The sequence below is a fragment of the Loktanella sp. R86503 genome, assembly GCF_042466455.1.
In the GTDB taxonomy this organism is placed as follows: Bacteria; Pseudomonadota; Alphaproteobacteria; order Rhodobacterales; family Rhodobacteraceae; genus Loktanella.
Map to the genome: position 1 here is coordinate 1,202,840 of NZ_JAXHCI010000002.1, position 24,538 is coordinate 1,227,377.

The following is a 24,538-nucleotide window of genomic DNA, read 5'->3' on the forward strand; positions in this document are numbered from 1 at the left end:
CAAAGTCGCGCAGCGTTACCTTTTCTTTACACGCGATCACCCCGCGCCCTATGCTGCGCGGGAACAAAGGATCGCCGCAGTGCAGCAAAATGACTTCAAAGACGTGACTTTGATCACGCCAACCGCAGCTATGTCGGCGGCCGTTCACGGCGGGCGCGCGAAATGCCTGCAGCGGCTGATCCGCCTTGGCATGCCCGTGCCGACAACGCTTGCGCTGTCCTTCGACGCGGTCCTGCAGATCGCCAAGGGGCAGATGCCGGATATGGCGGCGATGCTGGCCCCCTTTGGCCCCGCGCCGCTGCTGTCCGTGCGCCCATCGTCGCAAGACCCCGACTGGGGCGGGCCGGGTGCCATCCTGAATATCGGCATGAACGACCAAAGCCACGCAGCCCTGTCCCAGCGCGTTGGTGAAGCAGCCGCGACCGCGCTTTATGTTCGTTTTGTGCAATCATATGCCATCCATGTGGTCCGACTGGACCCCGATGTGTTCGATTTTCCCAATGTATCCGATGCCAGCGTTCTGCGCGCCGCGCTCGAAACCTTCGAGGTGGAGGCAGACGAGCCATTTCCGCAAGACGTTGCCGTACAACTGTCAGAGGTGTTGCGATCCATGGCGCGGGCTTGGGATGGCACCAGCGCCCGCCTGCTGCGCGAAGCCAAAGGTGCCCCCGTGGACGCGGGTCTTGGTCTTGTGGTGCAGGCGTTGGCCTTGGGGGTTGGCGCAGACGAAAGCGGCTCTGGCGTCATTCAATTCGTCAGTTCTGCGACCGGGCAGCCGCAGATTATCGGCCGCTACCTGAGCCAAAGTCAGGGACGCGATGCGTTGAATGACCGCGAAGGCGCAATTTATCTGACCTCTGACCCGCGCGGTCCCGCGCTGGAAGATATCAGTCCGGATAATTTTGCGGCGCTTGTCCGGTATGGCGCGATTGCCCGATCGCGCCTGCGCGAAGAAATGCAGATCGAATTTACGTTGGAAGACAACGTTTTGCATATCCTTGATGCCGTGCGCATCCAGCGGTCCAGCCGTGCGCTGGTGCAGATCGCGGTGGCGCTGGCCGTCGATGGGATCATCCCAAGAGAAGAGGCCGTCATGCGCGTGCCGCCGAACGCGCTGTCTGAAATGCTGCACCGCCAGGTCGATCCGAACGCCAAGCGCGACGTCATTGTTCGCGGTATCGGTGCCAGTCCCGGTGCCGCGACCGGCCGGATCGTGCTGACCGCAGCCGAAGCGCAGGCCAGCGCGGCCCGCGGCGAGCCTTGTATTCTAGTCCGCCGCGAAACCACGCCAGAGGATATTCGCGGCATGCATGCGGCGCAGGCCGTGCTGACCATGCGCGGGGGAATCACCAGCCATGCCGCTGTCATTGGGCGCGGTCTTGGCGTGCCTTGCGTCGTAGGCGCGTCCGACCTGACGATTGATCGCAAGCGGCAGGAAATTCTGGCCCCCGGCGGGCGGCGATTCGCATCCGGCGACACCATCACGGTCGATGGTACAACCGGAACGGTTCTGACCGGTGCGCCCGACATGCTAGAGGCGACATTGGACGATGCATTCCAGACCTTGCTGGCCTGGGCCGACGATTTTCGCGATATCGGCGTGCGCGCGAATGCCGACACGCCTGCCGATGCGCAAACGGCCAGCAATTTCGCCGCTGAGGGAATCGGGCTTTGCCGGACAGAGCATATGTTCTTTGAAGGCGACCGCCTTGGCGTCATGCGAGAGATGATCTTTGCCGAAACCGCCGAGGATCGCCGTGTGGTGCTGGAACGCCTTATGCCGATGCAGCGGGCTGATTTTGCAAAGCTTTTTAGCATCATGGACGGCCGGCCGGTCACGATTCGCCTGTTTGACATGCCGCTGCACGAATTTCTGCCCTACGACAAAGCCGGCCAGCGCGATTTGGCGGAACAGCTGGCGATGCCTGTCAGCACCGTCACCGACAGGGTGCAGGCCTTGTCGGAATACAACCCGATGCTGGGGATGCGCGGTGTGCGGCAGGGAATCGCCGTGCCGGAAATCTATGATATGCAGGCCCGCGCCATCTTTGAGGCGGTGGCCGATGTCGCAGGGCGCGGGCTGCCCGTGCAGCCAGAGATCATGATTCCCCTGATCAGCGCCATGCGCGAGGTTGAACTGATCAAGGGCCGCATCGATGCCATTGCCGCAGCCGTGCAGCGCGAAACCGGTGTCACCTTTCCCTTTAAGCTGGGCGTTATGGTGGAAACACCGCGCGCTGCGCTGCGCGCGCAGGATATCGTCAAGCATGCATCGTTTTTGTCATTTGGCACCAACGACTTGACGCAGATGACCTATGGTTTGTCCCGCGACGATGCGGGGCGTTTTATGTCGGCCTATGTCCAGCAGGGCGTCTATGAAGAAGACCCGTTTCACACCCTGGACCTGGACGGTGTTGGGGAACTTCTGGCGATTGGTGCGGCGCGCGGGCGGGCAGGGCGGCCCGATGTCGTGGTGTCGATTTGCGGGGAACACGGGGGAACGCGGGCCGCGATCGGGTTCTGCAGGACTCAAAAGTTTAATTATGTCTCCTGTTCACCGTTCCGGGTGCCACTTGCGCGGCTTTCCGCCGCTCAGCTCACGCTGGCAGAGCAGATGCCGGCGGACGGGCGGCGCGCGACAATGCCGCCGATCTCTATGAAATAAGGTGAATCGGGCGGTGTTCGTCCCGCCAAGACAGAGGCGGCGGGAATCTGCCAGCCCCAAAGGTGGACCTGCGTGAAAAATTTCCCTATGTCATCGCGGCCTGCACGGGGCTGACCGTGCGGAATGAAAGCCTTGACGATGACCAATCCCCTGCACCGCGCGCTGATTGCAGCGATCACCCTTGCCAGCGTTTCGATTGCCGCCCCGGCATCCGCTGAAGAAGTGATGACTGCCCGGTTGGGTGCGGTTCTGGGTCAAGAACGTCAGGCTTTGCAAATTGTTCCCGACACACGCCTTGCGGCTTTGACTGCCGTGCCGGAAAGCGCGCGCCGCAACGCCATGCCCGCCGATGGCGACGCCGTCATGACAGAGGCTTATCTGTCCACCATGACCACGCCTAAGGGCAATTCCGAATGGGAATGTCTGGCAGACGCTTTGTATTTCGAGGCACGCGGCGAATCGCTTCAGGGAATTTTTGCCGTGGGCGAGGTTATCCTGAACCGCGTTGACAGTGCCGAATACCCCAACACGATCTGCGGTGTCGTTCATCAGGGCACAGGCAAGAAGTTTGCCTGCCAGTTCACATGGACCTGCGACAACAACTCTGACGCTATCGGCAATGCCGCCGCCTTTGGCCGGGTCGGCAAGGTGGCAAAGCTGCTGGTTGACGGGTTGCCGCGCCGCCTGACTGCCGGTGCTACGCATTACCACACCAAAGCCGTGCACCCGTCCTGGGCCAACCGCTTTCCGCGCACGGCAAGTATCGGCGCGCATCACTTTTACAAGCAGTCGACCCGTAGCGCATCGAACTAAGCTTCCTTGCGACCAAGCGGCGCTGACGTTATGCCTGCCCGAGGACAAAACGCGGGGCTGCAGGGCATGACCGACGACATTCGACTGGCCTTTGCGCATCCGTCTGAACGGGCTGCGGCAAGCACCGATATCCCCTACGACCGCATTTCCCTGCGCGATTACGTGGTCGAAGTCGAAATCGGTGCCTTCCAGCAAGAACGCGGCCATCTGCAGCGCGTGCGCTTTAACGTCGTGGTCGAGGTCTTGCCGCAGACCGGCCCCATCGACGACGATGTCGATCGCATCCTGTCCTATGACCGCGTCACCGAAGCCATCGGCGCAGAGCTGAAGGCAGAGCGGATCAACCTTCTGGAAACGCTTGCGGCGCGTGTTGCGGAACGCATCTTGCTCGAACCGCAGGCAGAGCGCGTTTTTGTCCGGATCGAAAAGCTGGATCGCGGTCCGTTTTCGCTGGGCGTCGAAATCATGCGCGCGCGCGGCGGCGATCGGCCAGCCGGGCAGGAACACGCCGCCACCCCGCATCCGCGCGTGCTGTTCCTGTCACAAAAGGCGCTGCACGCAGATCACCTAACCAGCTGGCTGGATCAGGCGATTGCGATGGATGCGCCATTGATCGTTTGCGTCGGTGCATCAGCAAGCCCTGCGCCGCAGGCCGGCCATGCGCTTGCGCAGCGGCGGATTGATTTGCTGGCGATCGAACAGAACGCCTGGGTGCTGGCCGCGCGCGATCCGCGCCTGATCGTGGTGGGCAGCCGGACGGAACTGGATTGGGCCATGAAAAATGGCCAGACCTGCATCTGGGCACCGTCCAAGATTGTGCTTGATGCGGTCGACGGCCCATCGGCCGGATCGCAGGACGCGGCGGCGCTGGTCGCGTGGTTTGCCGGCCAGATGGACGCGGCCGAACTGGTGCTGATCGGTGCGGATGTGCCGGACGGCGCGCCTGTTGCGGCGCGGTCGTTGGCTGTCGATACGCCGCACCTGACATGACCCTTTATTATCGTCCGCTGCCGCAACTGGACGCGGCGCGTCCCGATCAGGCCCTTGGCCTTGCCGGGGGCTGGTGCTGGTTCGACCGGATCGAGGTTTTGTCCCGCACCGCGCCGCCGTACATCATCCCCGCCGCACAGGCACCGCAGGACGTGCTGCACCGCCTGACCGCACCGCGCGCGCCGGTCGCAGGGCTTGATATGGGGCAGGTGCAGATCATGGGCATCCTGAACGTCACCCCGGACAGTTTTTCCGACGGCGGTGCCTTTATCGCGCCCGGTGCCGCGCTGGCGCAGGCGGCGGCCATGAAGGCGGATGGTGCCAGCATTATCGACATCGGCGGCGAAAGCACGCGGCCCGGCGCAGCACTGGTGCCGGATGCCGAGGAGCTTGCCCGCACGGTGCCGGTGATCGCCGCCCTGCGCGGTCAAAGCGATGTCGCCATCTCGATCGATACCCGCAAAAGCGAGGTTGCGCAGGCGGCGGTCGCGCAGGGGGCAGATCTGATCAATGATGTGTCTGCCATGACCTGGGATCCCCATATGGCGCAAACCGCCGCGGCCAGTGGAAAACCGATCTGCCTTATGCATGCGAAGGGTGATCCTGAAACGATGCAGGCTGACCCGCAGTATGAAAACGTGCTGCTGGACGTGTTCGATTACCTTGCCGATCGCATCGCCGTGGCAGAGGCGGCAGGTATATCCCGGGACCGCATCATCGTTGATCCCGGTATCGGCTTTGGCAAAACACAAGACCACAACCTGGCCCTGCTGCGCCGGCTGTCGCTGTTTCACGCCTTGGGCTGTCCGGTTCTGCTGGGCGCGTCGCGCAAGCGGTTCATCGGCACGATCACGGGGGCACAGGCGGCGGCGGACCGGATGGCGGGTTCGGTTGCGGTGACATTGGCCGGTGTGGCGCAAGGGGTGCAAATCCACCGTGTGCACGATACAAAAGAGGCAAAAGCGGCCTGCGAGATGGCCCGCGCTTTACGAGGACAGGATTGATGGCGGACAAGATTTTCGGAACCGATGGCATTCGCGGCAAAGCCAATGCCTATCCCATGACCGCCGATATGGCCTTGCGCATCGGCGCTGCTGCGGGGCGCTATTTCCGCAATGACGGGTCCAACGGGCACCGCGTCGTGATCGGCAAGGATACGCGTCTGTCGGGCTATATGTTTGAAAACGCGCTGACGGCGGGGCTGACCAGCACGGGCATGAACGTGTTGCTGCTGGGACCTGTGCCGACGCCTGCAGTGGGGCTGCTGACCAGTTCCATGCGGGCGGATATGGGGATTATGATCTCTGCCAGCCACAACCCGCATCACGACAACGGCATCAAGTTTTTTGGCCCTGACGGGTTCAAACTATCGGACGCCGCAGAAGAGGAAATCACCCGTTTGGTTTTTGACGGGGTGGAGCCTGCGCAGGCGAACAATATCGGCCGCGCCAAGCGGATCGACGATGGCCGTTTCCGCTATGCCGAACGGCTCAAGGCGATTTTCCCGGCGGGTATGCGGCTGGATGGCCTGAAGGTCGTGATCGATTGCGCCAACGGCGCGGGCTACAAGGTTGCACCAGAGGTGCTGTGGGAGCTTGGGGCGACGGTGATCCCCGTGGGCACCGCGCCTAACGGGTTCAATATTAATGACGGTTGCGGCTCTACCGATACCTCTGCGGCTGCCAAGGCGATTATCAGCCACGGTGCGGATGTCGGCATCTGTCTGGACGGCGACGCAGACCGGGTCATGATCCTGGACGAGACGGGCCGCGTCGCTGATGGCGACCAGTTGATGGCGCTGATGGCGCATCGCTGGGCGCAGGCGGGCAAGCTGGCGAACGGCACGCTGGTGGCGACCGTGATGTCGAACTTAGGGCTGGAACGCTATCTGGAGGCGCAGGGTCTGCGGTTGGAACGCACGGGGGTCGGCGATCGCTATGTCGTCGAAGCCATGCGCAGGTCAGGCCACAACCTGGGCGGTGAACAGTCCGGTCATATTGTGATGACCGATTACGCCACCACGGGCGATGGTTTGCTGGCCGGTCTGCAGTTTCTGGCCGCGATGATCGAGACGGGGCAACCTGCGTCAAGCCTGACCCAAAGCTTTGATACCGTGCCGCAACTGCTGAAAAACGTGCGCTATACCGCTGGAAGCGATCCTTTGGCGGCGCAGGCGGTACAGGACTGCATCGCGGCGGCCGAGGTGCAATTGACCGGTAAAGGACGGCTACTGATCCGCAAATCCGGCACCGAGCCGCTGATCCGCGTCATGGCTGAGTGTGAGGACCCGGATCTGCTGCTGCAGGTCGTGGACGGGATTGTCGATCAAGTGACAAGGGCGGGATGAGTTTCAGGCAGCGTTGGACTGGGGCTCTGCCCCAGACCCCGGGATATTTGTGACCAGAAGAAGGGGGGCGTCCGGGGTCAGTTGCGGGCGAAGAGTTTGCGCAGGCTGCCCCACTGGCTGATGGCAAGACCGCACAGGATCAGCACAAGAGCCGCGAAAAAGCGTAGGGGCAGAGTTTCCGACAGGATGAGGGCACCGCACAGGACCGACCATAGCGGGACCTGGTAGTTGACCAGCGTCATGAAAACCGAGCCTGCCGAACGGATCACGATGACGCGCAGCAGTGCTGCGAGGGCGGTCGGGAACAGCCCCAGAAAGACTATAGCCGCCATGTGCAGGGGCGCAGCAGGGCCTGGAATGCCTTCGACCAGCAGCATAGCGGGGATGAGGATGGCCGATCCAACGCCGAGGGTGATCGCCGACAGCACGATCGGATCAATGGGCGGGCAGCGCCGCGTCATGATGCTGGCGACGGCGTAGGAACCTGCGGCGGTCAGGCAAGCCAGCTGGCCCAGTGGTTCCATGCCGGAACCGATGCGCAGCACACCGGGGCCGATCAGCACCAAAGCGCCCAGAAAACCGGTACTGACCCCGATCAGGCGGCGGGTCGAGAGCGGCTCGTCGCTGTAGAAATGCGCCAGCGGCAGCACGAAAAGCGGCAGGGCGGCCATGGAAATGCCGGCGAAGGCGGACGGGACATATTGCTGCCCCCAAGAGAGCAGGGCAAAGGGCAGCGCCGTGTTCAGCACACCGATCACCGTCAGGTATTTCATCAAGCGCGGTGTGAACGCCGGCCAGGGGCGTCGCATGACGGCCTGCAATGAGAACAGCGCAACCGCGCCAAGCGATGTGCGGGCGCAGGCGACGGTCAGCGGGCCATAGCCTTGCAGTGCCACCGCGACGACCATGAATGTGCCGCCCCAGATGAGACCTAGCAGTCCGATGGACGCCCAGTTTGCGGCGGTCGGGGCGGGGGCTTGGGCGGCATGCATGGCGACAATTAACTTTGCGTAGGGGACGGGACCTGCCTAGCGCAGGTTTGTCTGTATGAAAACGCGCAAAGTGCAGCAGTTGAAAGCGGGTTTGGTAGGCGCGTTTTTGGCGGGATGATTTAATGATGCGCACCGCCCAACAAAAAGGCCCGCCAAACTGGCGGGCCTTTGATTACTTATCCGAGTAGATCAGTTTTTCGCCTTGTCGACCATACGGCCGGCAGAGATCCAGGGCATCATTGCACGCAGCTTGGCACCGACGACTTCGATCTGGTGCTCGTCGTTCGAGCGGCGCGAGGCTTTGATCGTGGGCTGGCCCACAACGTTTTCCTGCATGAAGTCACGCACGAACTTGCCGTTCTGGATATCGGTCAGAACCTCTTTCATGCGCTTTTTGGTTTCGTCGTAGGGCAGGATGCGCGGGCCGGAGACGTACTGGCCGTATTCTGCGGTGTTGGAGATCGAGTAATCCATGTTGGCGATGCCGCCTTCATAGATCAGGTCAACGATCAGCTTCACTTCGTGCAGGCACTCGAAATAGGCCATCTCGGGCTCGTAGCCAGCTTCGACCAGCGTCTCGAAGCCCATGCGGATCAGTTCGACCAGACCGCCACACAGGACAGCTTGTTCGCCGAACAGGTCGGTTTCACATTCCTGGCGGAAGTTGGTTTCGATGATGCCCGAGCGGCCGCCACCGATGGCAGAGCAATAGGACAGGCCGATTTCCATCGCCTTGCCGGTTGCGTCCTGGTGGACAGCCACCAGGCAGGGCACGCCGCCGCCTTTGGTGTATTCGCCGCGAACCGTGTGGCCGGGGCCCTTGGGGGCCATCATGATGACGTCGATGCCGGGCTTGGTTTCGATCAGGCCGAAGTGGATGTTCAGGCCGTGGGCGAAAGCGATGGCAGAACCTTCACGCAGATTATCATGGACGTACTTTTTGTACGTCTCTGCCTGCAGCTCGTCGGGCATGGTGAACATGATGACATCGCACCACGCGGCAGCTTCGGCGATGCCCATAACCTTGAGGCCTTCGCCTTCGGCTTTCTTGGCCGAGGGGGAGCCTTCGCGCAGGGCAACGACGAGGTTTTTGGCACCCGAATCGCGCAGGTTCAGCGCATGGGCATGGCCCTGAGAGCCGTAGCCCAGAATGGCGACTTTTTTGTCCTTGATCAGGTTCACGTCGCAATCGCGGTCGTAGTAAACGCGCATGGGGAATATCCCTTGGTTGGTTGCATTGAAGCGCACCATATGGATTTTCGCGGTGGACGATAGGTCGATTTTTCGAGTTTTTTTGGCCAGATGATATATATCATGCGCGAGAATGGCATTTTTCAGGATATTCATGCTTGATGATAAAGACAGGGCGCTTTTGCGCCGGATGCAGGCGGACCCAAGCCTGACAGTGCCGGAACTTGCTGTGCTGGCGGGAGTCACGGCAGGGCAGGCGGCGCGGCGGCTGGACCGGATGACGGATCAGGGGATTATCCGGGGTCAAACGGCGGTGATCGACTGGGCCAAGCTGGGCTATCCTTTGCAGGTCAGCCTGCGTGTGACGCTGGACAAGGCGGTGCCGAGTGCCTTTGACGCCTTTCTGGCGGCAGCGCGCGAGGTGGCAGAGGTGCTGGAGATCCAGACATTTCTAGGCCGTGTGGATGTGCGGCTGGTGCTGGTGGCACGGGATTTGCAGCATTACCAGATGCTGTATCGCGACCACATCCTGGCCTTGCCGCATATCGCGGATATCGAAGCTTTGATGGATGTGGCGGCGGTCAAATCGGATGAAAGGTTGCCGCTGTGATACTGGACGACATGGACCGCGCCTTGCTGACCTTGCTGGTTGCGGACGCCGGGCAATCAGCCAGCGCGCTGGGGCGGCAGCTGGGGCTGAGCCAGCCAGCCACATGGCGGCGCATCAAGCGGCTGCAAGAGGCGGGGATCCTGACCGGGCGGCGGCTGTTGCTGGATGCGGAAAAGTTGGGCTTTGGCGTGACGGTATTCCTTGGGATCAAACTGGCGACCAAAGGCCGCGTCGGGATGGAGGATTTCGAGCGCGCTGTCGGCGGCATCCCGGAGGTGCAGGTCGTCACGCATGTTCTGGGCCTTTATGACTACCGCTTGCGGGTTGTGGCGCGGGATCTGGCGGACTTTGAACGCGTACTACGGCGGCGGATCATGACGTTGCCCGGTGTCGGCAACGTCGAGGCAAACGTGCTGTTAACCGAGGAACGCCGACCCGGGCCGCTTTAGGCGCAGATAGGTTTTGCCAGAGGCGACGTTCCGGCCTAGCTGTTGCAGCAACGCAAGGAGAGTATGATGACCACCGCCGCCCCCCGCACACCCGTTGATCCCGATGGCTTGATGGAATTTTCTGTCGTTTTCACCGACCGCTCGCTCAATTCCATGAGCGCGGCGTTCCAGCAGGTCATGCGCGATGTGTCCGGCATGTTGAAAGACGTCTACAAGGCGGACGCGGTTGCCATTGTGCCCGGCGGCGGCACCTTTGCGATGGAGTCTGTCGCGCGCCAGTTCGGCACCGGGGCGCATTGCCTAATCCTGCGCAACGGTTGGTTTTCCTATCGCTGGTCGCAGATTTTCGACATGGGCAGCTTTGCGGGGGAAACCACCGTCAAGATGGCGCATCAAACCGGCAACGACAGCCGCGCACCCTTTGCGCCCGCACCGATTGCGGATGTCGTGCAGGCGATCCGGGACGCAAGGCCCGATGCGGTGTTCGCCCCGCATGTGGAAACCAGCGCGGGGATGATCCTTCCCGATGGCTACCTGAAAGCCATGGCCGATGCCGCGCATGAGGTTGGCGCAATCATGGTGCTGGATTGCATCGCGTCCGGCTGCGTCTGGGTCGATATGAAGGCGACAGGCGTGGACGTGCTGATCTCTGCTCCGCAAAAGGGGTGGTCGTCCACGCCTTGTGCGGGTCTGGTGATGCTGTCGGATCGCGCGGCAGAGCGGCTGGAGGCGACGACGTCGAACAGCTTTGCCGGGGATCTGAAAAAGTGGCGGCAGATCATGAAGGCCTACGAGGATGACGGCCATGCCTATCACGCGACGATGCCCACGGACGGGCTGCGCGATCTGCGTGATACGATGATCGAATCGCGGGACTATGGCTTTGAGCGGCTGATGGCCGCGCAATGGGAACTGGGCCGCGGCGTGCGGGCGCATCTGGCCGATCTGGGCGTGGCATCGGTTGCGGCGCAAGGGTTCGAGGCACCGGGGGTCGTGGTCAGCTATACCGATGATCCGGCGGTGAAATCCGGCGCTGCCTTTACCGCCGAAGGTATGCAGATCGCGGCCGGCGTGCCGTTGCAGGTGGGGGAGCCTGCGGATTTCATGACCTTTCGGCTGGGGCTGTTCGGGCTGGACAAGCTTTACGATGTGCCCGCCACGTTGGACCGCCTGCTGCCGGTGCTGACCCGCGTGCTTTAACGCGTATTAAGCCCCAGTTTCATCAGGCGGTGACGAATAGGCGCTGCATCGTGCAGCGCCGCAACCCCCAAGGCCCGCAGGTCATGGACCAGCGGGCTTGCGGCCATAGAGGTGCGGTTCAGGGCGTCGATGCCTGTCACCCGCAAACGCATGTCGCCGTGGCGGGCCTGCGCATAGGCGGCCAGCATGTCAGGTTGACCCAGCATGTCGCGATTTTCGACGGCCAGATCCAGTAGGCTTGCCATATCGGCCAGCGACATGTTCAGCCCCTGCGCGCCGATGGGCGGCATGACATGCGCCGCCTCTGCCACCAGCGCGGTGCGGGGGGCGGTAATGCGATCCGTGATCTGGGTGATGATCGGCCAGACCGACCGTTTGCCCACCAGCGTCAATGTGCCGTTCACGCCCGCGCTGCGGGTGTTGGCGGCGGCGGTAAAGGCGGCATCATCCAGCGCCATCAGGGCTGCGATCTTTGGTCCGGTATCCATCCAGACGACGGATGAACAGGGCTGCCCATCGACATCGGGCAAGGGCACCAGCGTGAACGGGCCGCCGTCGCGGTGCACCTCGGTCGAGATGCCGCCGTGCGGCTGCGGGTGGGTGACGGCAAAGGTCACGGCCTTTTGGCCATAGCGGGTGGTGGTAACGTCAATACCGTTCGCCTGCCGCACGGCCGAATTGCGGCCATCCGCGCCGATGACCAGCTTGGCAGCGATTTGGGTGCCGTCGTCAAGCCGGACCAGTGCCTGATCCAGCCGCGCGACCATGCCAGCAAAGCCGGTGCCGGTGCGCAGGGTCACATTTGGCATCTGCGCGATCCGGTCAACCATAACACGGCGCAGCAGCCAGTTTGGCAGGTTCCAGCCAAAGGGTGCGTTGGAAATGTCGTCGGCAACGAAATCGCGTGTGGTGGCAGGGTCCTTTGCCGCGTCGACGATGCGCATGACGTCCAGCGCCGTCGCATGGGGCGCCAACGCCGCCCACAGGCCCGCGCGGTCCAGAAACGCCTTGGCGGGTTGCAGAAACGCGGTCGTGCGCAGATCGGCGCCGTCCTGGGCGGCGTCGGTGACGGGCGGGGCGGGGTCGACAATGATGACGTCAAAGCCCGCCGCGCCAAATGCCACGGCTGCGGCCAATCCGGCGACACCGCCGCCGCTGATCACGATATCTGTGCGAATTCTATTCATAGGCTTGATATAGGCCGCGCCGGGCCATTGGGAAAGCCCGCGCCCTGCGACATCCTTGCCCGTCTGCCGTAATCGCGGCTATGGTCCGGCGCAGATATAAGGAAGCACGATGCAGGACCGCGCGACACCGCAAAAAGACGCCTACGCCCTGATCCTGGAGGCGATCGACAGCCATTTCTACAAGCCGGGTGACCGATTGGTGGAAAGCGAGCTGGCCGACCGCCTTGGCGTCAGCCGCACCCCGGTAAGAGAGGCGTTGCAGCGACTGGAGACGCAGAGCCTGCTGACCCGCGACGGCCGGTCCCTGATCGTGGCATCGCTGGATCACACGCAGATGGCAGAGCTTTATGTCGTGCGCGGCACGCTGGAAGGGCTGGCCGCGCGCCTTGCCGCACGCCATGCCACGCCAGAAGAGGTCGCCGTGCTGCGCGATATGCTGCGGGCTGATCAGGCATTGAAAAACGATCCCGATGCGCTGGCCCGTGCAAACCGGCGGTTTCACAAGCAGATCCATCTGGCCTCTCACAACAGGTTTCTGGTGCAGCAGTTGGACCTTGTGCACAGGTCGATGGCCTTGCTGGCGACAACATCCATCGCCGCCGAAGGGCGCGGCAGCGATACCTTGCAGGAACATGGCCGCATCGTAGAGGCGATTGCCGCAGGTGACGGCGATGCGGCCGATGCCGCCCTGCGGGCCCATATCTCCGAGGCGTTCGCTACTCGGCTGCGGCTGGATGCGGCAAAGGTCGAGGCGGCTGACTGACGCGGGCCGCGGTTTTCGGCAGCAAGATGCCGTGGGCGGTCTTGTCCCAAAAGAACGGCTTCCACGTCAGCTCTAGCAGGCCCTTATAGACGGCAATGGCCCCGAGCGGGAAATAAAGCTGCAAGGTCAGTGCCCAAGGGGTCAGCCAGGTCTTGCCCGCGCGGCGCAGGGCAAGGGCCGATATGGCGAAATTGACTGCCTCTGACGTGATAAACAGGCCAACCATCGTCCAGAATGCCCATGGCGGCAGCAGGTCAACCGCCGGATGGTGAAAGCCCAGCGGGATCAGCCAGAATGACCAAATCAGCGGTGCCAGCACGAATTGCGACAAGGTGCCTGCGAAAAGGACCTGCACACCCCAGAACCGCCGCGCCCCCAGATCACGCCAAAGCTGCGCCGGATTGCGCATATGGACGCAATAGGTGACGGCATATCCCTTCAACCAGCGCGAGCGTTGCTTGACCCAGGGCCAGAAGCGACCATTCGCCTCTTCCTGCGTGACCGAGGGGATAAAGACGGTTTCATACCCAGCGCGGGCAAGGCGCAGACCCAGATCCGCGTCTTCGGTTACGTTATGGGCGTCCCAGGCCCCCAGACTTTCCAAAATATCGCGGCGAAAGAAAAGCGTGGTGCCGCCCAATGGCACAACCAGACCCATACGGGCATAGCCGGGCAGCACAACGCGGAACCAGCTTGCGTATTCGATGGTAAAACAGCGTGTCAGCCAGTTGGCGGTGCTGTTGTAATAATCCAGCACGCCTTGCAGACAGGCAATCCTTGGGCCGGCATGGGCAAAAGTCGCGGCCACGACGCGCAACTGGTCAGGATCGGGTGCATCCTCTGCATCATAGACGCCGATGATGCTGCCGCGGGCAAAATCGAGGGCGTAGTTCAAGGCGCGCGGCTTTGTGCGCAGGGTGCCCTTGGGCACGATGACGGGCCGCATCCATGTCAAAAGGTGGGTCCGCCCCAGCGCCTGACGAGTCGTGTCGTCGTCGTCCTCCAGCACCAAGCAGACATCCAGCCGTTCGCGGGGGTAATCCAGCGATTCCAACCGGGTCAGCAGATGTTCGGCAATGGCGCGTTCACGGTAAAGCGGGATCAGCAGGGTGATGATCGGCAGTGGGCCATCGCAGGCGGGCGGCGGCTGCGGTGCACCCGTGCCGCACAGCGCCGCTGCCGCCTTGACCGCGCCCGACAGCACCAGCAGGGCGACGGCCAGCGCCGAAAGCGCGGTTATCAATGTGACTGGCGCAAGCAGGGCTAGGCAAGCAAGCAGGGCCACCCCAAGGCAGGTGATTTGCATGACCCGCCCGGGTCGCCAGTTCCGGCTGCTTTGCCCGGCGGGCAGGCGTGTTTCGGCGCGGTCGGTCAAATCGGCGGCAAACCCCTGCACAAGCGCCGCACTGATCTGGGCGCGGGTGCAAAGCGCCACCCGCACCGGCCCCAAAGCATCCTGCAATTCCTGCCGGTGCTGCAGGAAGACGTCATAGCAGGGGGCCAGCACGAGCGTGCAATTTCCAGCCGTCCGCCAAGGTAGCACATGATGCATTAGCGCCCGCGCCGGGCCATAGCGGCGAACCAGGGCGGCCTGCGGCAGGTGCAGGGCCGGGTCGATGATGCGGGCCCCAAGCAGCTCCCCTTCGGCCATGACCAAAGCCCTGGGCGAGACGCTGAACCGTGTCACCAGCACATCCAGAAGCGGCAGCTGGTCCTGCCGGGCGATATCGCGGGCCTGATCGGCGATCTGCGCAGAGATATGCTGCGTGCCAAGCAAATGGCCGACAATCATATCCGGCCCGATTTGGAAATCGCAAAGCGCCGTCGCAGGTATGCCGGGTGGGGATGTGGGGATGGCGGAAACGTTCATGGCCCTGCTTTCACTGCAGGGCCATTTGGTCAGTAGATCGTTAATTTCGCGTTAAGTTAAGGTTAACAAACCTTAAATGCCGTTAAGATCAGCCGGCCTTGCTGGCGGCCATCGCATCGGCGAACCGTTCGAACAGGTAATAGCTGTCTTGCGGGCCGGGGCTTGCCTCTGGGTGATATTGCACGGAAAACACCGGGCGACCCGTCATGGCGATGCCGCAGTTGGACCCGTCAAACAGGCTGACGTGGGTTTCCTGCACACCTTCGGGCAGCGTCTGGCTGTCGACGGTAAAGCCATGGTTCATCGAGGTGATTTCCACCTTGCCGGTGGTCATATCCTTGACGGGATGGTTCGCGCCGTGGTGGCCGTGGTTCATCTTGACCGTTTGTGCACCCAGCGCCAGCGCCAGCATCTGGTGGCCAAGGCAGATGCCAAAGACCGGCAGATCAGCCCGTTCCAACACACCCTTGATCATCGGCACGGCATAGGCACCGGTCGCGGCGGGATCGCCGGGGCCGTTGGACAGGAACACGCCGTCAGGGTTCAGGGCCAGCACGTCGTCGGCCGTGGCGGTGGCGGGCAGGACGGTGACGTCACAACCCGCAGAGGCCAGGCAGCGCAGGATGTTACGCTTGGCACCATAGTCGATGGCGACGACCTTATGGCGCGGTGCGGTTTGGGTTTTGTAGCCATCAGGCCAAGCCCAAAGCATTTCATCCCAGCGATAGCTTTGGGCGCAGGTGACGTCTTTGGCCAGATCGAGGCCAACCAGACCGGCAAAGCCGCGGGCGGCTGCAACCAGTGCTGCGATATCAAAGTTGCCGTCCGGATCATGCGCCAGTGCGACATGCGGCGCGCCCTGCTGGCGGATCGCGCGGGTCAGGCGGCGGGTGTCGACGCCGCCCATGCCGATGCGGCCGCGGCGGGCCAGCCAAGTCGTCAGCTCTTCGGTTGCGCGCCAGTTCGACGCTTCTGTCGGGTCCCATTTAACGATCATACCGGCTGCGACGGGGTCGTTCGTCTCGTCATCCTCGGCGTTGACGCCGGTGTTGCCGATATGCGGAAAGGTAAAGGTTACGACTTGGCCCGCATAGGACGGGTCAGTCATGATTTCCTGATATCCGGTCATGGCCGTGTTGAAACACAGTTCTGCGGTGGTCTGGCCGGTTGCGCCAAATCCCTGTCCGAAGAAGACAGTGCCATCGGCAAGGGCAAGGCAGGCGGTCGGTTTTGCGGTGTCGGTGGCGGTCATCCGGGGTCCCCTTTGGCAGTGCGGGCGCGCAAATTCGTGTCGTCTTACGGGGGCAGACGGGCCGGGTCAAGGCGGTGTGGGTGACGCGGCGTTCGGGTGCTTGTCTGTGGCGGTTCGCGACCCTATGTTGCGCCGATCTAGAATATGGGACGACTGACATGGACGTGCGACAGCGACTTTCCGCAGCACTCAAGGATGCAATGAAGGCCAGAGAGGCGGACCGTCTGTCCACCCTGCGCCTGATCAACGCCGCAATCAAGGACCGTGACATCGCATTGCGCGGCACCGGGGCCGAAGAAGGGGCGACCGTGTCCGAAGGCGATGTGCTGGCGATTCTGGGCCGCATGGTCAAGCAGCGCCAAGAAAGCGCCCGCGCCTATGAGGAAGGCGGCCGGTTGGAACTGGCCGAGAAGGAACAGTCCGAGATCAGGGTGATCGAGGAATTTCTGCCGCGCCAGCTGAGCGAAGACGAGGCCGCGGCCGCTGTCGATGCTGCCATCGCCGAAACGGAAGCCGCCAGCCTGCGCGATATGGGCCGGGTGATGGCTGTCCTGAAGGACAAATACACCGGCCAGATGGATTTTGGCCGCGTCGGGCCGATGGTAAAGAACAAACTGGGCTGATGGCCTGAGGATATGGGGGTGTGCGGGCCCGCCCGCCCACCCCTTTTTTTACTGGCTTGGCCTATTTTGAATGATGCCGCCCACCGCGCGGTCCGCTTGCGTTCGCGGTGGCGTGAGGGGCAAGGAATCTTAGCCGCGCAAGGCGCGTTTAAGATCATCGTAGAGCGCAAGACGTTCTGCTGCGTCCAGAAAAGCGCCGATCTCGACCTCTCTGTCGCCGCCGCGCAGGGTGATGTAGTTTTCAACCGGCCCGCCCTTGGGGTGCAGGTGAACCGATACCCAATGCCTGTTGGCCTGCCAGTCCTGACGCGGTCCTTTGGGATTGTGGCGGGTCAGTTGCGCGGTATCGGCGGTAACGCGCAATTCTTCCAGCACTTCGCCTCGGGTATAGCTGAGGTTGAGGGCGTACCACAGTCCGGTGAACATGATGGCGAAAAAGGGCAGCAATGCCCAAAGCACCGCAGTCCCCAGCACGGTCAGCAGCGGCAGGGTAATGATCGTCGCCGTTGCCCCCATGAAAAGCACGAAGTCCCGGCGCAGCAAAGAGCGATAGGGCCAGAGCGACAGGGTCCAGTCCGGGGCATCATGCGGTGGTTCGGGCGTCCATTCGTAGGGCATGGCATTGTTTTAGCAGGGGGTGATGCGCTGGCAACTGCGCCCGTTGGTCGCGCCGGAGCCTCCGGCGGGAGTTTACTTTGCCAGATGAAATCTGATCTGAAAGAATTCGGGTGACGATGCAGGAGGATAACTGTGGCTGTGACAATACGAACGGTTCGGCCTGAGGACCGGGCGGCGTGGGGCACGCTTTATGCGGGTTATGCCGCGTTTTACCGGGTGAAGCAGAGCGAGGCGATGCGCGAAACGGTCTGGGGTTGGTTGATGGATCGCGGGCATGAGACCTGCGGTCTGGTGGCCTGCGACGAAGGCGGGGCGCCCATTGGCCTTGCGCATTATCGAAGTTTTGCCCGCCCGCTGACCGCAAGTACCGGCGGGTTTCTGGACGATCTGTTCGTGGACCCGGACGCGCGGGGGAGTGGGGCTGCGGATTCGCTGATCGCGGCGCTGCGCGAGATTGGCGCGGCGCGGGGATGGACGGTGATCCGCTGGATCACGGCAGAGGATAATTACCGCGCCCGCGGTGTTTATGACCGGGTTGCGGTGCGCACGCCCTGGGTCACCTATGACATCAAGATCTAGCAAATCTGTATCATTTTGAAACGTTCCCAGACGACCTGCATATCCGGATCGAAACCGCCGTTGCGGGTGAAAAAGGCGATGTGATCCCTGCGCCAGCCGGCAAGATCCGCGTTTTCGCCCTCTGCTAGCGCCATGGCTTCGGTGACCTGTTGGAAGGGGCAGGTAATAACCTGCTGCGTTTCAATCACGAAGGCTGGGCGTCCGTCCCAGTGAAGGGCGATGTCACATCGGCCGGGGACGGGAAGCGGATCGCCGTTGTCATAGTCGCGCAAAGCGCCGGTGCTGGCTGTCTTTTGCCCGTTGCGGACCAAGGTCAGCAAACGGGCGCATAGGTCTGGCCCGTCGCCGAAGGTGAAGGTTTCAGCGCCCGGATAGCGGCGGCGCAGGGCGGTCAGGGCGGCGGGGTCGGTCATCGTGATGCCTTCTATAGAAAAAAGGCCCCGGATATTTCCGGGGCCTTTTGTATCTGGCTTAGTGGGCGTGGACTTTGTCCCAATCGCTTTGCTTTGGCAGCTGCTCGAAGGTGTGTTCGGGCGGCGGGCAGGGCAGGGTCCATTCCAGCGTATCTGCGTATTCGTTCCACGGGTTGTTCTGCGTCACTTTCGCGCCGCGCAGCAGGGTGTAGAACAGCACGCCAATGAAGAACAGGAAAGACGCGAAGCTGATGAAGGCACCCCAGCTGGAGACATAGTTCCAGGTGGCGAAGGCTTCGGGGTAGTCGATGTAACGACGCGGCATACCCTGACGGCCCAGGAAGTGCTGCGGGAAGAAGGTGATGTTCGCACCAATGAACATCATCCAGAAGTGCAGCTTGCCGGCCCATTCGGGATACATCTTGCCAGACATCTTGGGCAGGTAGAAGTAGATACCCGCAAAGATGGCGAACACAGCGCCCAGCGACATGACGTAGTGGAAGTGGGCCACAACGTAGTAAGTGTCGTGGTACACGCGGTCGATGCCAGCCTGCGACAGCACGATACCGGTCACGCCGCCGACGGTGAACAGGAACAGGAAGCCCATTGCCCACAGCATTGGTGTCTTGAATTCGATCGAGCCGCCCCACATGGTCGCGATCCAAGAGAAGATCTTGACGCCGGTGGGGACCGCGATGACCATTGTAGCCATCATGAAGTAGGACTGCTGCGTCAGCGACAGGCCGACCGTGTACATGTGGTGTGCCCAGACGACGAAGCCCAGAACACCGATGGCAACCATCGCATAGACCATCGGCAGATAGCCGAACACCGGCTTTTTCGAGAATGTCGCGATGACGTGGCTGATGATGCCAAAGCCGGGGATGATGATGATATACACTTCCGGGTGGCCAAAGAACCACAGGATGTGCTGGTACAGGATCGGGTCGCCGCCGCCTTCGGGTTGGAAGAAGGTGGTGCCGAAGTTACGGTCCATCAAAAGCATCGTGATGGCACCGGCCAGAACCGGCAGCGCCAGCAGGATCAGCCATGCGGTCACAAAGATCGACCAAGCGAACAGGGGCACCTTGTGCATTGTCATGCCGGGGGCACGCATGTTCAGGAAGGTCGTGATGATGTTGATCGCACCCAGGATCGAGGAGGCACCGGAGAGGTGAACCGCAAAGATTGCAAGGTCCATCGACATGCCGCCTTCGGAGGTGGACAGGGGCGGATACATGACCCAGCCGACGCCGGAACCGGCCTGACCGCCGCCGCCGGGGGCCAGCATGGACGCAACGCCCAGGGCTGTGCCGGCAACATACATCCAGTAGGACAGGTTGTTCATCCGCGGGAACGCCATATCCGGGGCGCCAATCTGCAGCGGCATGAAGTAGTTGCCGAAGCCGCCGAACAGGGCCGGAATAACCACGAAGAACATCATCAGGATGCCGTGGTAGGTAATCAGGACGTTCCAGAGGTGACCGTTTGGCGTACAGGTCGACGCTGCATCGGTAAACAGGCGCGCGCCTTCCATGCACATATGCTGGACGCCGGGCTCCATCAGCTCGATACGCATGAAGACTGTGAAGGCCACCGAGATGAAGCCGACAAGGCCCGCGGTGAACAGGTACAGAATCCCGATGTCTTTGTGGTTGGTGGACATGAACCAGCGGGTAAAGAAGCCCCGCTCGTCGTGATGGTCATGGCCGTGGATGGCGGCGTCTGCCATGTGGCTCTCCCTCAGAATTGGCTACGGATACAGGGGCGCGAGTCGTAGCCCCGCATCCTGACTAAAGCTTGTTCTAGTGGACCGGCCTGCCTATCGCAACATTCAAAGCCGCGCAGGACATGGGATATATTGGCGCAGGGCCTGCGGTTTACGAGGGGCTGGGTGCGAAAAAAACGCAAGGCGGCAAGCGCAGGTACGGGCAGGCTGGGGGGCATGGCGGGCGGATTGACGCCGGCGCAGTGATATTTGGGGCGGCGGGCGGTCATAATCATGCCGCAATGGCCGCCTATGCGGTGCAGGTTGTTTATTTTGAACAGGATATCTGCGATGATCCGCCATCCAAGAACCTTTTTCTACGCATCCCTTGCGATTGCTGGCGCCTTGATGGCACCGGCGACGGCGCAGACCGGGGCAGAGGCAAAGCCTGAGGGCGGCCAGTTGACCTGCATCGATTTTCTGGCGCTGGAGGACGGTGAAAAGAATGCAGTCGCCGCGGTGGTCGAACAGGATCTGAACGCGCAGCTGGGCCAGCCGACGCCTGACGATCTGGCTGTGCTGGCCGCCGCGGGCATCGATCCGGCTGCGGCCGCGCCACCCGCCATGCCCGAGCCGGGTGAAACCATGCGCGTCATGGCCGAGGCTTGCGCTGAAAACGCAGATGGAACGGTTATGGATGCCTTGACCGCCCGCGCCGAAGCCGCGGTGCTGCCGAACTAGGGGTTTTGCCTTCAGCCGGATCAGCTGCGCCAAAGATCTCATCAAAGCTCTGGCGCAGCGCGACATCCAGATCAGCCATTGTGACAGGCAGGCCCAGATCGACAAGGCTGGTCACGCCATGATCGCTGATGCCGCAGGGCACAATGCCATCAAAATGGCGCAGGTCCGGTTCGACGTTGATCGACAGGCCGTGAAATGACACCCATTTGCGCAGACGAATGCCCAGGGCCGCGATTTTGTCCTCTTGCACTGCGCCCGTGGGCGACAGCGGCTTTTCCGGGCGCTGCACCCAGACGCCGACCCGGCCAGGGCGGATTTCGCCCTTCACGTTAAAGCGGTCCAGCGTCGCGATCACCCAATGTTCTAGATCCTGCACGAAGCGGCGCACGTCGCGGCCGCGTTTGCCGACGTCCAGCATGACATAGGCCACACGCTGACCGGGGCCGTGATAGGTATATTGTCCGCCGCGCCGGGCCTCGAACACAGGAAAACGGTCCGGATCGACCAGATCGGCAATCTTTGCAGAGGTGCCGGCGGTATAAAGCGGCGGATGTTCCAGCAACCAGATCGCCTCTGGCGCGGTGCCGGCAGCAATCGCTTCGGCACGCGCCTCCATAAATGTCAGGGCGTCGGCATAAGGGACGGGCGCGTCAGAGGTAATCCATTCAACCATGGTGGTTATATGGCGGCCAAAGCAGCCGTTGGAAAGAGGCAATCAAATCTGCGCAAATCACCCCTTGGCATGCCCGGCGCGCTGTTCTATACGCGCCGCAGCCCTGACTTGCGGTCGTGGCGGAATTGGTAGACGCGCAGCGTTGAGGTCGCTGTTCTTTAACCGGAGTGGGGGTTCGAGTCCCCCGACCGCACCAGGGCAAAATCCCCCAAAACTGATAGACGCTTGGTATTTGTCGCAGTCCGTTCGTGCGGTGTGACGGGCCTATTTCTGCGCTGTTGCGGGCCGGCTTCGTATCGGCATTGCATCTGCGTGCCGCTTTCAGGCCCCCGCATGTCGGTCCAGGTCATCGCAGCCTGTGTGACTTACGCCGCCTCCATGGGCATATCGCTGGCCAATTCGACTGATTTTTGCCCGTTTTGCGGTCCAAATCACTGCATTGGGGGTCAACCTGATGCTGACCGGGAATCATGTTGCACTTTGGTTGGGCGGTTGCTTTATTTCAAAACTGAAGAGTGCGGGATAACCCGCCGGAGACAACGGGGAGACTGGCGTGGCGCAAAGCGACGACGCTTTCGTGGAATTTGACCACGTTCAAAAGAGCTATGATGGTGAAAACCTTGTAGTCAAGGATCTGAACCTGTCGATGCCGAAGGGCGAGTTTCTGACCATGCTCGGGCCATCGGGGTCGGGCAAGACGACCTGCCTGATGATGCTGGCCGGGTTCGAGACGGCAACGCATGGCGATATCCGTCTGGACGGCAAGCCGATCAACGATATCCCGCCGCACAAGCGTGGCATCGGCATGGTGTTCCAGAATTACGCCTTGTTCCCGCACATGACCGTGGCGGAAAACCTCGCGTTTCCGCTGCAGGTCCGCAAGATCGGTAAAGAGGTGCAAAAGCAAAAGGTGATGCGCGCGCTGGACATGGTCCAGATGGGCAGCTTTGCCGGACGACGCCCGACCCAGCTGTCGGGTGGTCAGCAGCAGCGGATCGCGCTGGCGCGTGCGCTGGTGTTTGAACCCGAACTGGTCCTGATGGACGAACCGCTTGGCGCGCTGGATAAACAGCTGCGCGAAACGTTGCAGTTTGAAATCACCAATCTGGCGCACCAGCTGGGGATCACCGTGGTCTATGTGACCCACGACCAAACCGAAGCCTTGACCATGTCGGACCGCGTTGCCGTGTTCGAAAATGGCCGCATCCAGCAGCTGGCCCCGCCCGCCACCCTGTATGAAGAGCCGCAGAACAGCTTTGTTGCGCAATTTATCGGTGAAAACAATACGCTAGAAGGCGTTGTTGCTGAAATCAAGGGTGACACCTGCGTCGTGAAACTGGACAGCGGCGAAGTGATTGACGCTGTCCCCGTCAACGTCAGCAAGGTCGGCGAGCGCACCAAGGTCAGCATCCGGCCCGAACGGGTCGAGGTCGACACTGCCAAGCTGGGCCCCAACGCCCATACGCTTAAGGCCGAAGTGCTGGAATTCATCTATATGGGTGACATTTTCCGCACGCGGCTAAAGGTGGCTGGCATTGATAACTTTGTGATCAAGACACGCAATTCGCCCGATCAGACCAAACTGACACCGGGCACCACAATCGACATCGGCTGGCTGCCGCGGGACTGCCGCGCGCTGGACGCCTGATGTGGAACAGGGCTTTGCCGCGCCCGGCGGCACTGCCCGACAATATAAGACCGGGTAACCAAACGGGAGTTTACGAATGACTTTGAAGACAACACTTGCCGCGACAACGGCACTGACGCTGGCAGCAACAGGCGCATTTGCGCAGGAAATGTCCAACGACATGACCATCGTGTCCTGGGGCGGCGCCTATCAGAACAGCCAGCTGAAGGCCTATGTCGAGCCCTATCAGGAACTGCACCCGGAAGTGAACGTCGTCTGGGACGAATCCTCGGCCGAGGCAGTGGCAAAGCTGCGCGCCATGAACGAAGCCAACAACATCACCTGGGATCTAGTCGATGTCGAAGCTGCTGACGGCATTCGTCTGTGCGACGAAGGTCTGGCAATGGAAATCGACGTCGATGAACAGCTGGCCGAAGGCGACGATGGCTCCTCTGCCTCTGACGACTTTGGCGACAGCATTGTGTCCGACTGCTTTGTGCCGCAGATCGTGTTTTCGACCACTGTGGGCTACCGCACGGATATGGTCGGCGACACGCCGCCAAGCGATATCTGCGCTATTTTCGACACGGAAACCTATCCGGGTAAGCGCGCCCTCAACAAGCGCCCCCTGGCGAACATGGAATGGGCGCTGCTGTGCGACGGCGTGGCCAAGGATGACATCTATGACGTGCTGGCCACCGACGAAGGTCAGACGCAGGCCTTTGCAAAGCTGGACAGCATCAAGGCCGACACCGTCTGGTGGACCGCCGGCGCGGAAACCCCGCAGCTGCTGGCCGATGGCGAGGTCGTGATGGGCTCCACCTATAACGGCCGCCTGTTCAGCGCCATTGCAGAGCAGGACCAGCCCATCGGCATGCTGTGGGATGCGCAGATGCTGGACTTTGACGGTTGGGTCGTTCCCGATGGTCTGTCCGAAGAGCGTGAAGCCCGCGTCATGGACTTCCTCCAGTTCGCGACTGACACCCAGCGTCTGGCCGATCAGGCGAAATACATCGCTTACGGTCCGGCCCGCGCATCGTCCGCACCGCTGGTCAGCACCCACGCTGAACTGGGAATCGAGATGGCAGAGCACATGCCGACCGATCCGGCCAACGCCACCAACGTCTTTGTGACGAACTACGGCTTCTGGTCCGACTACCGCGATGACCTGGATTCCAAGTTCCAGGCATGGCTGGCCCAGTAAGTCAGGCCTGACACAACGGGGCG

The 24,538-nt window shown here is 61.9% G+C and carries 23 protein-coding genes and 1 tRNA gene; 15 read left to right on the forward strand and 9 right to left on the reverse strand.

What is annotated here, in order from left to right; translation table 11 throughout:
• The first annotated feature begins 130 nt into the window (after positions 1-130).
• From SJY10_RS06845 to glmM, 5 genes are all read left to right on the forward strand, one after another.
• Positions 131-2,665, forward strand: a complete 2,535-nt coding sequence (locus SJY10_RS06845) for a putative PEP-binding protein (RefSeq protein WP_386684555.1) — start codon at positions 131-133, stop codon at positions 2,663-2,665.
• A gap of 138 nt (positions 2,666-2,803) precedes the next feature.
• Positions 2,804-3,478: a cell wall hydrolase gene (locus SJY10_RS06850; RefSeq protein ID WP_386680875.1), complete on the forward strand. Its 675-nt coding sequence runs from the start codon at positions 2,804-2,806 to the stop codon at positions 3,476-3,478.
• A gap of 66 nt (positions 3,479-3,544) precedes the next feature.
• Positions 3,545-4,468: a dihydroneopterin aldolase gene (locus tag SJY10_RS06855; protein WP_386680877.1), complete on the forward strand. Its 924-nt coding sequence runs from the start codon at positions 3,545-3,547 to the stop codon at positions 4,466-4,468.
• Positions 4,465-5,472 carry a dihydropteroate synthase gene (gene folP / locus SJY10_RS06860; RefSeq protein WP_386680879.1) on the forward strand — a complete coding sequence of 336 codons (1,008 nt, stop codon included), beginning with the start codon at positions 4,465-4,467 and terminating at the stop codon, positions 5,470-5,472. Before SJY10_RS06855 ends, folP begins: the two co-directional genes overlap by 4 nt.
• Complete coding sequence (gene glmM / locus SJY10_RS06865) at positions 5,472-6,815, forward strand: phosphoglucosamine mutase (protein ID WP_386680881.1); 1,344 nt, start codon at positions 5,472-5,474, stop codon at positions 6,813-6,815. Before folP ends, glmM begins: the two co-directional genes overlap by 1 nt.
• Before the next feature lie 77 nt (positions 6,816-6,892).
• Here glmM and SJY10_RS06870 read toward each other — a convergent pair whose 3' ends face one another.
• Both SJY10_RS06870 and ilvC read right to left on the reverse strand, forming a co-directional pair.
• Positions 6,893-7,807 carry a DMT family transporter gene (locus SJY10_RS06870; RefSeq protein WP_386680883.1) on the reverse strand — a complete coding sequence of 305 codons (915 nt, stop codon included), beginning with the start codon at positions 7,805-7,807 and terminating at the stop codon, positions 6,893-6,895.
• A 189-nt stretch (positions 7,808-7,996) separates the two neighbouring features.
• Positions 7,997-9,019: a ketol-acid reductoisomerase gene (gene ilvC, locus SJY10_RS06875; RefSeq protein ID WP_386680885.1), complete on the reverse strand. Its 1,023-nt coding sequence runs from the start codon at positions 9,017-9,019 to the stop codon at positions 7,997-7,999.
• Between the two features lie 133 nt (positions 9,020-9,152).
• Here ilvC and SJY10_RS06880 point away from each other — a divergent pair, with 133 nt between their 5' ends.
• The 3 genes from SJY10_RS06880 to SJY10_RS06890 all read left to right on the forward strand — a co-directional run bounded on the left by SJY10_RS06880 (position 9,153) and on the right by SJY10_RS06890 (position 11,257).
• The gene (locus tag SJY10_RS06880) at positions 9,153-9,608 is read left to right on the forward strand and encodes an Lrp/AsnC family transcriptional regulator (protein ID WP_386680887.1); all 456 of its coding nucleotides are present in this window, start codon (positions 9,153-9,155) and stop codon (positions 9,606-9,608) included.
• An 11-nt stretch (positions 9,609-9,619) separates the two neighbouring features.
• On the forward strand, positions 9,620-10,057 hold the full coding sequence (locus SJY10_RS06885) for an Lrp/AsnC family transcriptional regulator (RefSeq protein WP_386684558.1): 438 nt from the start codon (positions 9,620-9,622) through the stop codon (positions 10,055-10,057).
• A 66-nt stretch (positions 10,058-10,123) separates the two neighbouring features.
• Entirely contained in the window at positions 10,124-11,257 is a 1,134-nt protein-coding gene (locus tag SJY10_RS06890; protein ID WP_386684561.1) for an aminotransferase class V-fold PLP-dependent enzyme, read from the forward strand.
• Here SJY10_RS06890 and SJY10_RS06895 read toward each other — a convergent pair.
• Positions 11,254-12,444 (reverse strand): FAD-dependent monooxygenase, encoded by a 1,191-nt coding sequence (locus tag SJY10_RS06895; RefSeq protein ID WP_386680889.1) that lies wholly within the window; start codon positions 12,442-12,444, stop codon positions 11,254-11,256. The two genes, SJY10_RS06890 and SJY10_RS06895, sit on opposite strands and share 4 nt — an antisense overlap.
• Positions 12,445-12,553: 109 nt before the next feature.
• Here SJY10_RS06895 and SJY10_RS06900 point away from each other — a divergent pair, with 109 nt between their 5' ends.
• Positions 12,554-13,207: a GntR family transcriptional regulator gene (locus SJY10_RS06900; protein WP_386680891.1), complete on the forward strand. Its 654-nt coding sequence runs from the start codon at positions 12,554-12,556 to the stop codon at positions 13,205-13,207.
• Here SJY10_RS06900 and SJY10_RS06905 read toward each other — a convergent pair.
• The gene (locus SJY10_RS06905; protein ID WP_386680893.1) at positions 13,161-15,077 is read right to left on the reverse strand and encodes a glycosyltransferase family 2 protein; all 1,917 of its coding nucleotides are present in this window, start codon (positions 15,075-15,077) and stop codon (positions 13,161-13,163) included. The two genes, SJY10_RS06900 and SJY10_RS06905, sit on opposite strands and share 47 nt — an antisense overlap.
• 88 nt (positions 15,078-15,165) lie before the next feature.
• Positions 15,166-16,329, reverse strand: coding sequence for a glutamine-hydrolyzing carbamoyl-phosphate synthase small subunit (gene carA, locus SJY10_RS06910; protein WP_386680895.1), 1,164 nt, complete (start codon positions 16,327-16,329; stop codon positions 15,166-15,168).
• A 158-nt stretch (positions 16,330-16,487) separates the two neighbouring features.
• Between carA and SJY10_RS06915 the strand changes: the two genes are divergently transcribed.
• A complete protein-coding gene (locus SJY10_RS06915; RefSeq protein WP_386680897.1) occupies positions 16,488-16,952 on the forward strand; it encodes a GatB/YqeY domain-containing protein in 465 nt (154 codons plus the stop codon).
• A 129-nt stretch (positions 16,953-17,081) separates the two neighbouring features.
• On the opposite strand, the gene SJY10_RS06920 is transcribed toward SJY10_RS06915, so the two are convergent.
• The gene (locus tag SJY10_RS06920) at positions 17,082-17,570 is read right to left on the reverse strand and encodes a DUF2244 domain-containing protein (RefSeq protein WP_386680899.1); all 489 of its coding nucleotides are present in this window, start codon (positions 17,568-17,570) and stop codon (positions 17,082-17,084) included.
• Between the two features lie 132 nt (positions 17,571-17,702).
• On the opposite strand from SJY10_RS06920, the gene SJY10_RS06925 reads away from it, so the two are divergent.
• Positions 17,703-18,149, forward strand: coding sequence for a GNAT family N-acetyltransferase (locus SJY10_RS06925; protein ID WP_386680901.1), 447 nt, complete (start codon positions 17,703-17,705; stop codon positions 18,147-18,149).
• Here the strand turns inward: SJY10_RS06925 and SJY10_RS06930 are convergent.
• Both SJY10_RS06930 and ctaD read right to left on the reverse strand, forming a co-directional pair.
• Entirely contained in the window at positions 18,146-18,562 is a 417-nt protein-coding gene (locus SJY10_RS06930; protein WP_386680903.1) for an ASCH domain-containing protein, read from the reverse strand. The genes SJY10_RS06925 and SJY10_RS06930 overlap by 4 nt on opposite strands.
• A 58-nt stretch (positions 18,563-18,620) precedes the next feature.
• On the reverse strand, positions 18,621-20,294 hold the full coding sequence (gene ctaD, locus SJY10_RS06935) for a cytochrome c oxidase subunit I (protein ID WP_386680905.1): 1,674 nt from the start codon (positions 20,292-20,294) through the stop codon (positions 18,621-18,623).
• A gap of 327 nt (positions 20,295-20,621) precedes the next feature.
• Here ctaD and SJY10_RS06940 point away from each other — a divergent pair, with 327 nt between their 5' ends.
• On the forward strand, positions 20,622-21,011 hold the full coding sequence (locus tag SJY10_RS06940) for a hypothetical protein (RefSeq protein ID WP_386680907.1): 390 nt from the start codon (positions 20,622-20,624) through the stop codon (positions 21,009-21,011).
• Here the strand turns inward: SJY10_RS06940 and lipB are convergent.
• A complete protein-coding gene (lipB, locus tag SJY10_RS06945; protein ID WP_386680909.1) occupies positions 20,962-21,684 on the reverse strand; it encodes a lipoyl(octanoyl) transferase LipB in 723 nt (240 codons plus the stop codon). The two genes, SJY10_RS06940 and lipB, sit on opposite strands and share 50 nt — an antisense overlap.
• Before the next feature lie 110 nt (positions 21,685-21,794).
• Between lipB and SJY10_RS06950 the strand changes: the two genes are divergently transcribed.
• The 3 genes from SJY10_RS06950 to SJY10_RS06960 all read left to right on the forward strand — a co-directional run bounded on the left by SJY10_RS06950 (position 21,795) and on the right by SJY10_RS06960 (position 24,515).
• Positions 21,795-21,880, forward strand: a tRNA-Leu gene (locus SJY10_RS06950).
• 357 nt (positions 21,881-22,237) lie between these two features.
• The gene (locus SJY10_RS06955; RefSeq protein WP_386680911.1) at positions 22,238-23,332 is read left to right on the forward strand and encodes an ABC transporter ATP-binding protein; all 1,095 of its coding nucleotides are present in this window, start codon (positions 22,238-22,240) and stop codon (positions 23,330-23,332) included.
• 76 nt (positions 23,333-23,408) lie between these two features.
• Positions 23,409-24,515 carry an extracellular solute-binding protein gene (locus SJY10_RS06960; RefSeq protein ID WP_386680913.1) on the forward strand — a complete coding sequence of 369 codons (1,107 nt, stop codon included), beginning with the start codon at positions 23,409-23,411 and terminating at the stop codon, positions 24,513-24,515.
• Positions 24,516-24,538: the final 23 nt, after the last annotated feature.

Bases quoted from the DNA above. Each gene is read 5' to 3' on its own strand.
- SJY10_RS06845 (WP_386684555.1), top strand. From the start codon at position 131: ATGTCGGCGGCCGTTCACGGCGGGCGCGCGAAATGCCTGCAGCGGCTG.
- SJY10_RS06850 (WP_386680875.1), top strand. From the start codon at position 2,804: ATGACCAATCCCCTGCACCGCGCGCTGATTGCAGCGATCACCCTTGCC.
- SJY10_RS06855 (WP_386680877.1), top strand. From the start codon at position 3,545: ATGACCGACGACATTCGACTGGCCTTTGCGCATCCGTCTGAACGGGCT.
- folP (WP_386680879.1), top strand. From the start codon at position 4,465: ATGACCCTTTATTATCGTCCGCTGCCGCAACTGGACGCGGCGCGTCCC.
- glmM (WP_386680881.1), top strand. From the start codon at position 5,472: ATGGCGGACAAGATTTTCGGAACCGATGGCATTCGCGGCAAAGCCAAT.
- SJY10_RS06870 (WP_386680883.1), bottom strand. From the start codon at position 7,807: ATGCATGCCGCCCAAGCCCCCGCCCCGACCGCCGCAAACTGGGCGTCC.
- ilvC (WP_386680885.1), bottom strand. From the start codon at position 9,019: ATGCGCGTTTACTACGACCGCGATTGCGACGTGAACCTGATCAAGGAC.
- SJY10_RS06880 (WP_386680887.1), top strand. From the start codon at position 9,153: ATGCTTGATGATAAAGACAGGGCGCTTTTGCGCCGGATGCAGGCGGAC.
- SJY10_RS06885 (WP_386684558.1), top strand. From the start codon at position 9,620: ATGGACCGCGCCTTGCTGACCTTGCTGGTTGCGGACGCCGGGCAATCA.
- SJY10_RS06890 (WP_386684561.1), top strand. From the start codon at position 10,124: ATGACCACCGCCGCCCCCCGCACACCCGTTGATCCCGATGGCTTGATG.
- SJY10_RS06895 (WP_386680889.1), bottom strand. From the start codon at position 12,444: ATGAATAGAATTCGCACAGATATCGTGATCAGCGGCGGCGGTGTCGCC.
- SJY10_RS06900 (WP_386680891.1), top strand. From the start codon at position 12,554: ATGCAGGACCGCGCGACACCGCAAAAAGACGCCTACGCCCTGATCCTG.
- SJY10_RS06905 (WP_386680893.1), bottom strand. From the start codon at position 15,077: ATGAACGTTTCCGCCATCCCCACATCCCCACCCGGCATACCTGCGACG.
- carA (WP_386680895.1), bottom strand. From the start codon at position 16,329: ATGACCGCCACCGACACCGCAAAACCGACCGCCTGCCTTGCCCTTGCC.
- SJY10_RS06915 (WP_386680897.1), top strand. From the start codon at position 16,488: ATGGACGTGCGACAGCGACTTTCCGCAGCACTCAAGGATGCAATGAAG.
- SJY10_RS06920 (WP_386680899.1), bottom strand. From the start codon at position 17,570: ATGCCCTACGAATGGACGCCCGAACCACCGCATGATGCCCCGGACTGG.
- SJY10_RS06930 (WP_386680903.1), bottom strand. From the start codon at position 18,562: ATGACCGACCCCGCCGCCCTGACCGCCCTGCGCCGCCGCTATCCGGGC.
- ctaD (WP_386680905.1), bottom strand. From the start codon at position 20,294: ATGGCAGACGCCGCCATCCACGGCCATGACCATCACGACGAGCGGGGC.
- SJY10_RS06940 (WP_386680907.1), top strand. From the start codon at position 20,622: ATGATCCGCCATCCAAGAACCTTTTTCTACGCATCCCTTGCGATTGCT.
- lipB (WP_386680909.1), bottom strand. From the start codon at position 21,684: ATGGTTGAATGGATTACCTCTGACGCGCCCGTCCCTTATGCCGACGCC.
- SJY10_RS06960 (WP_386680913.1), top strand. From the start codon at position 23,409: ATGACTTTGAAGACAACACTTGCCGCGACAACGGCACTGACGCTGGCA.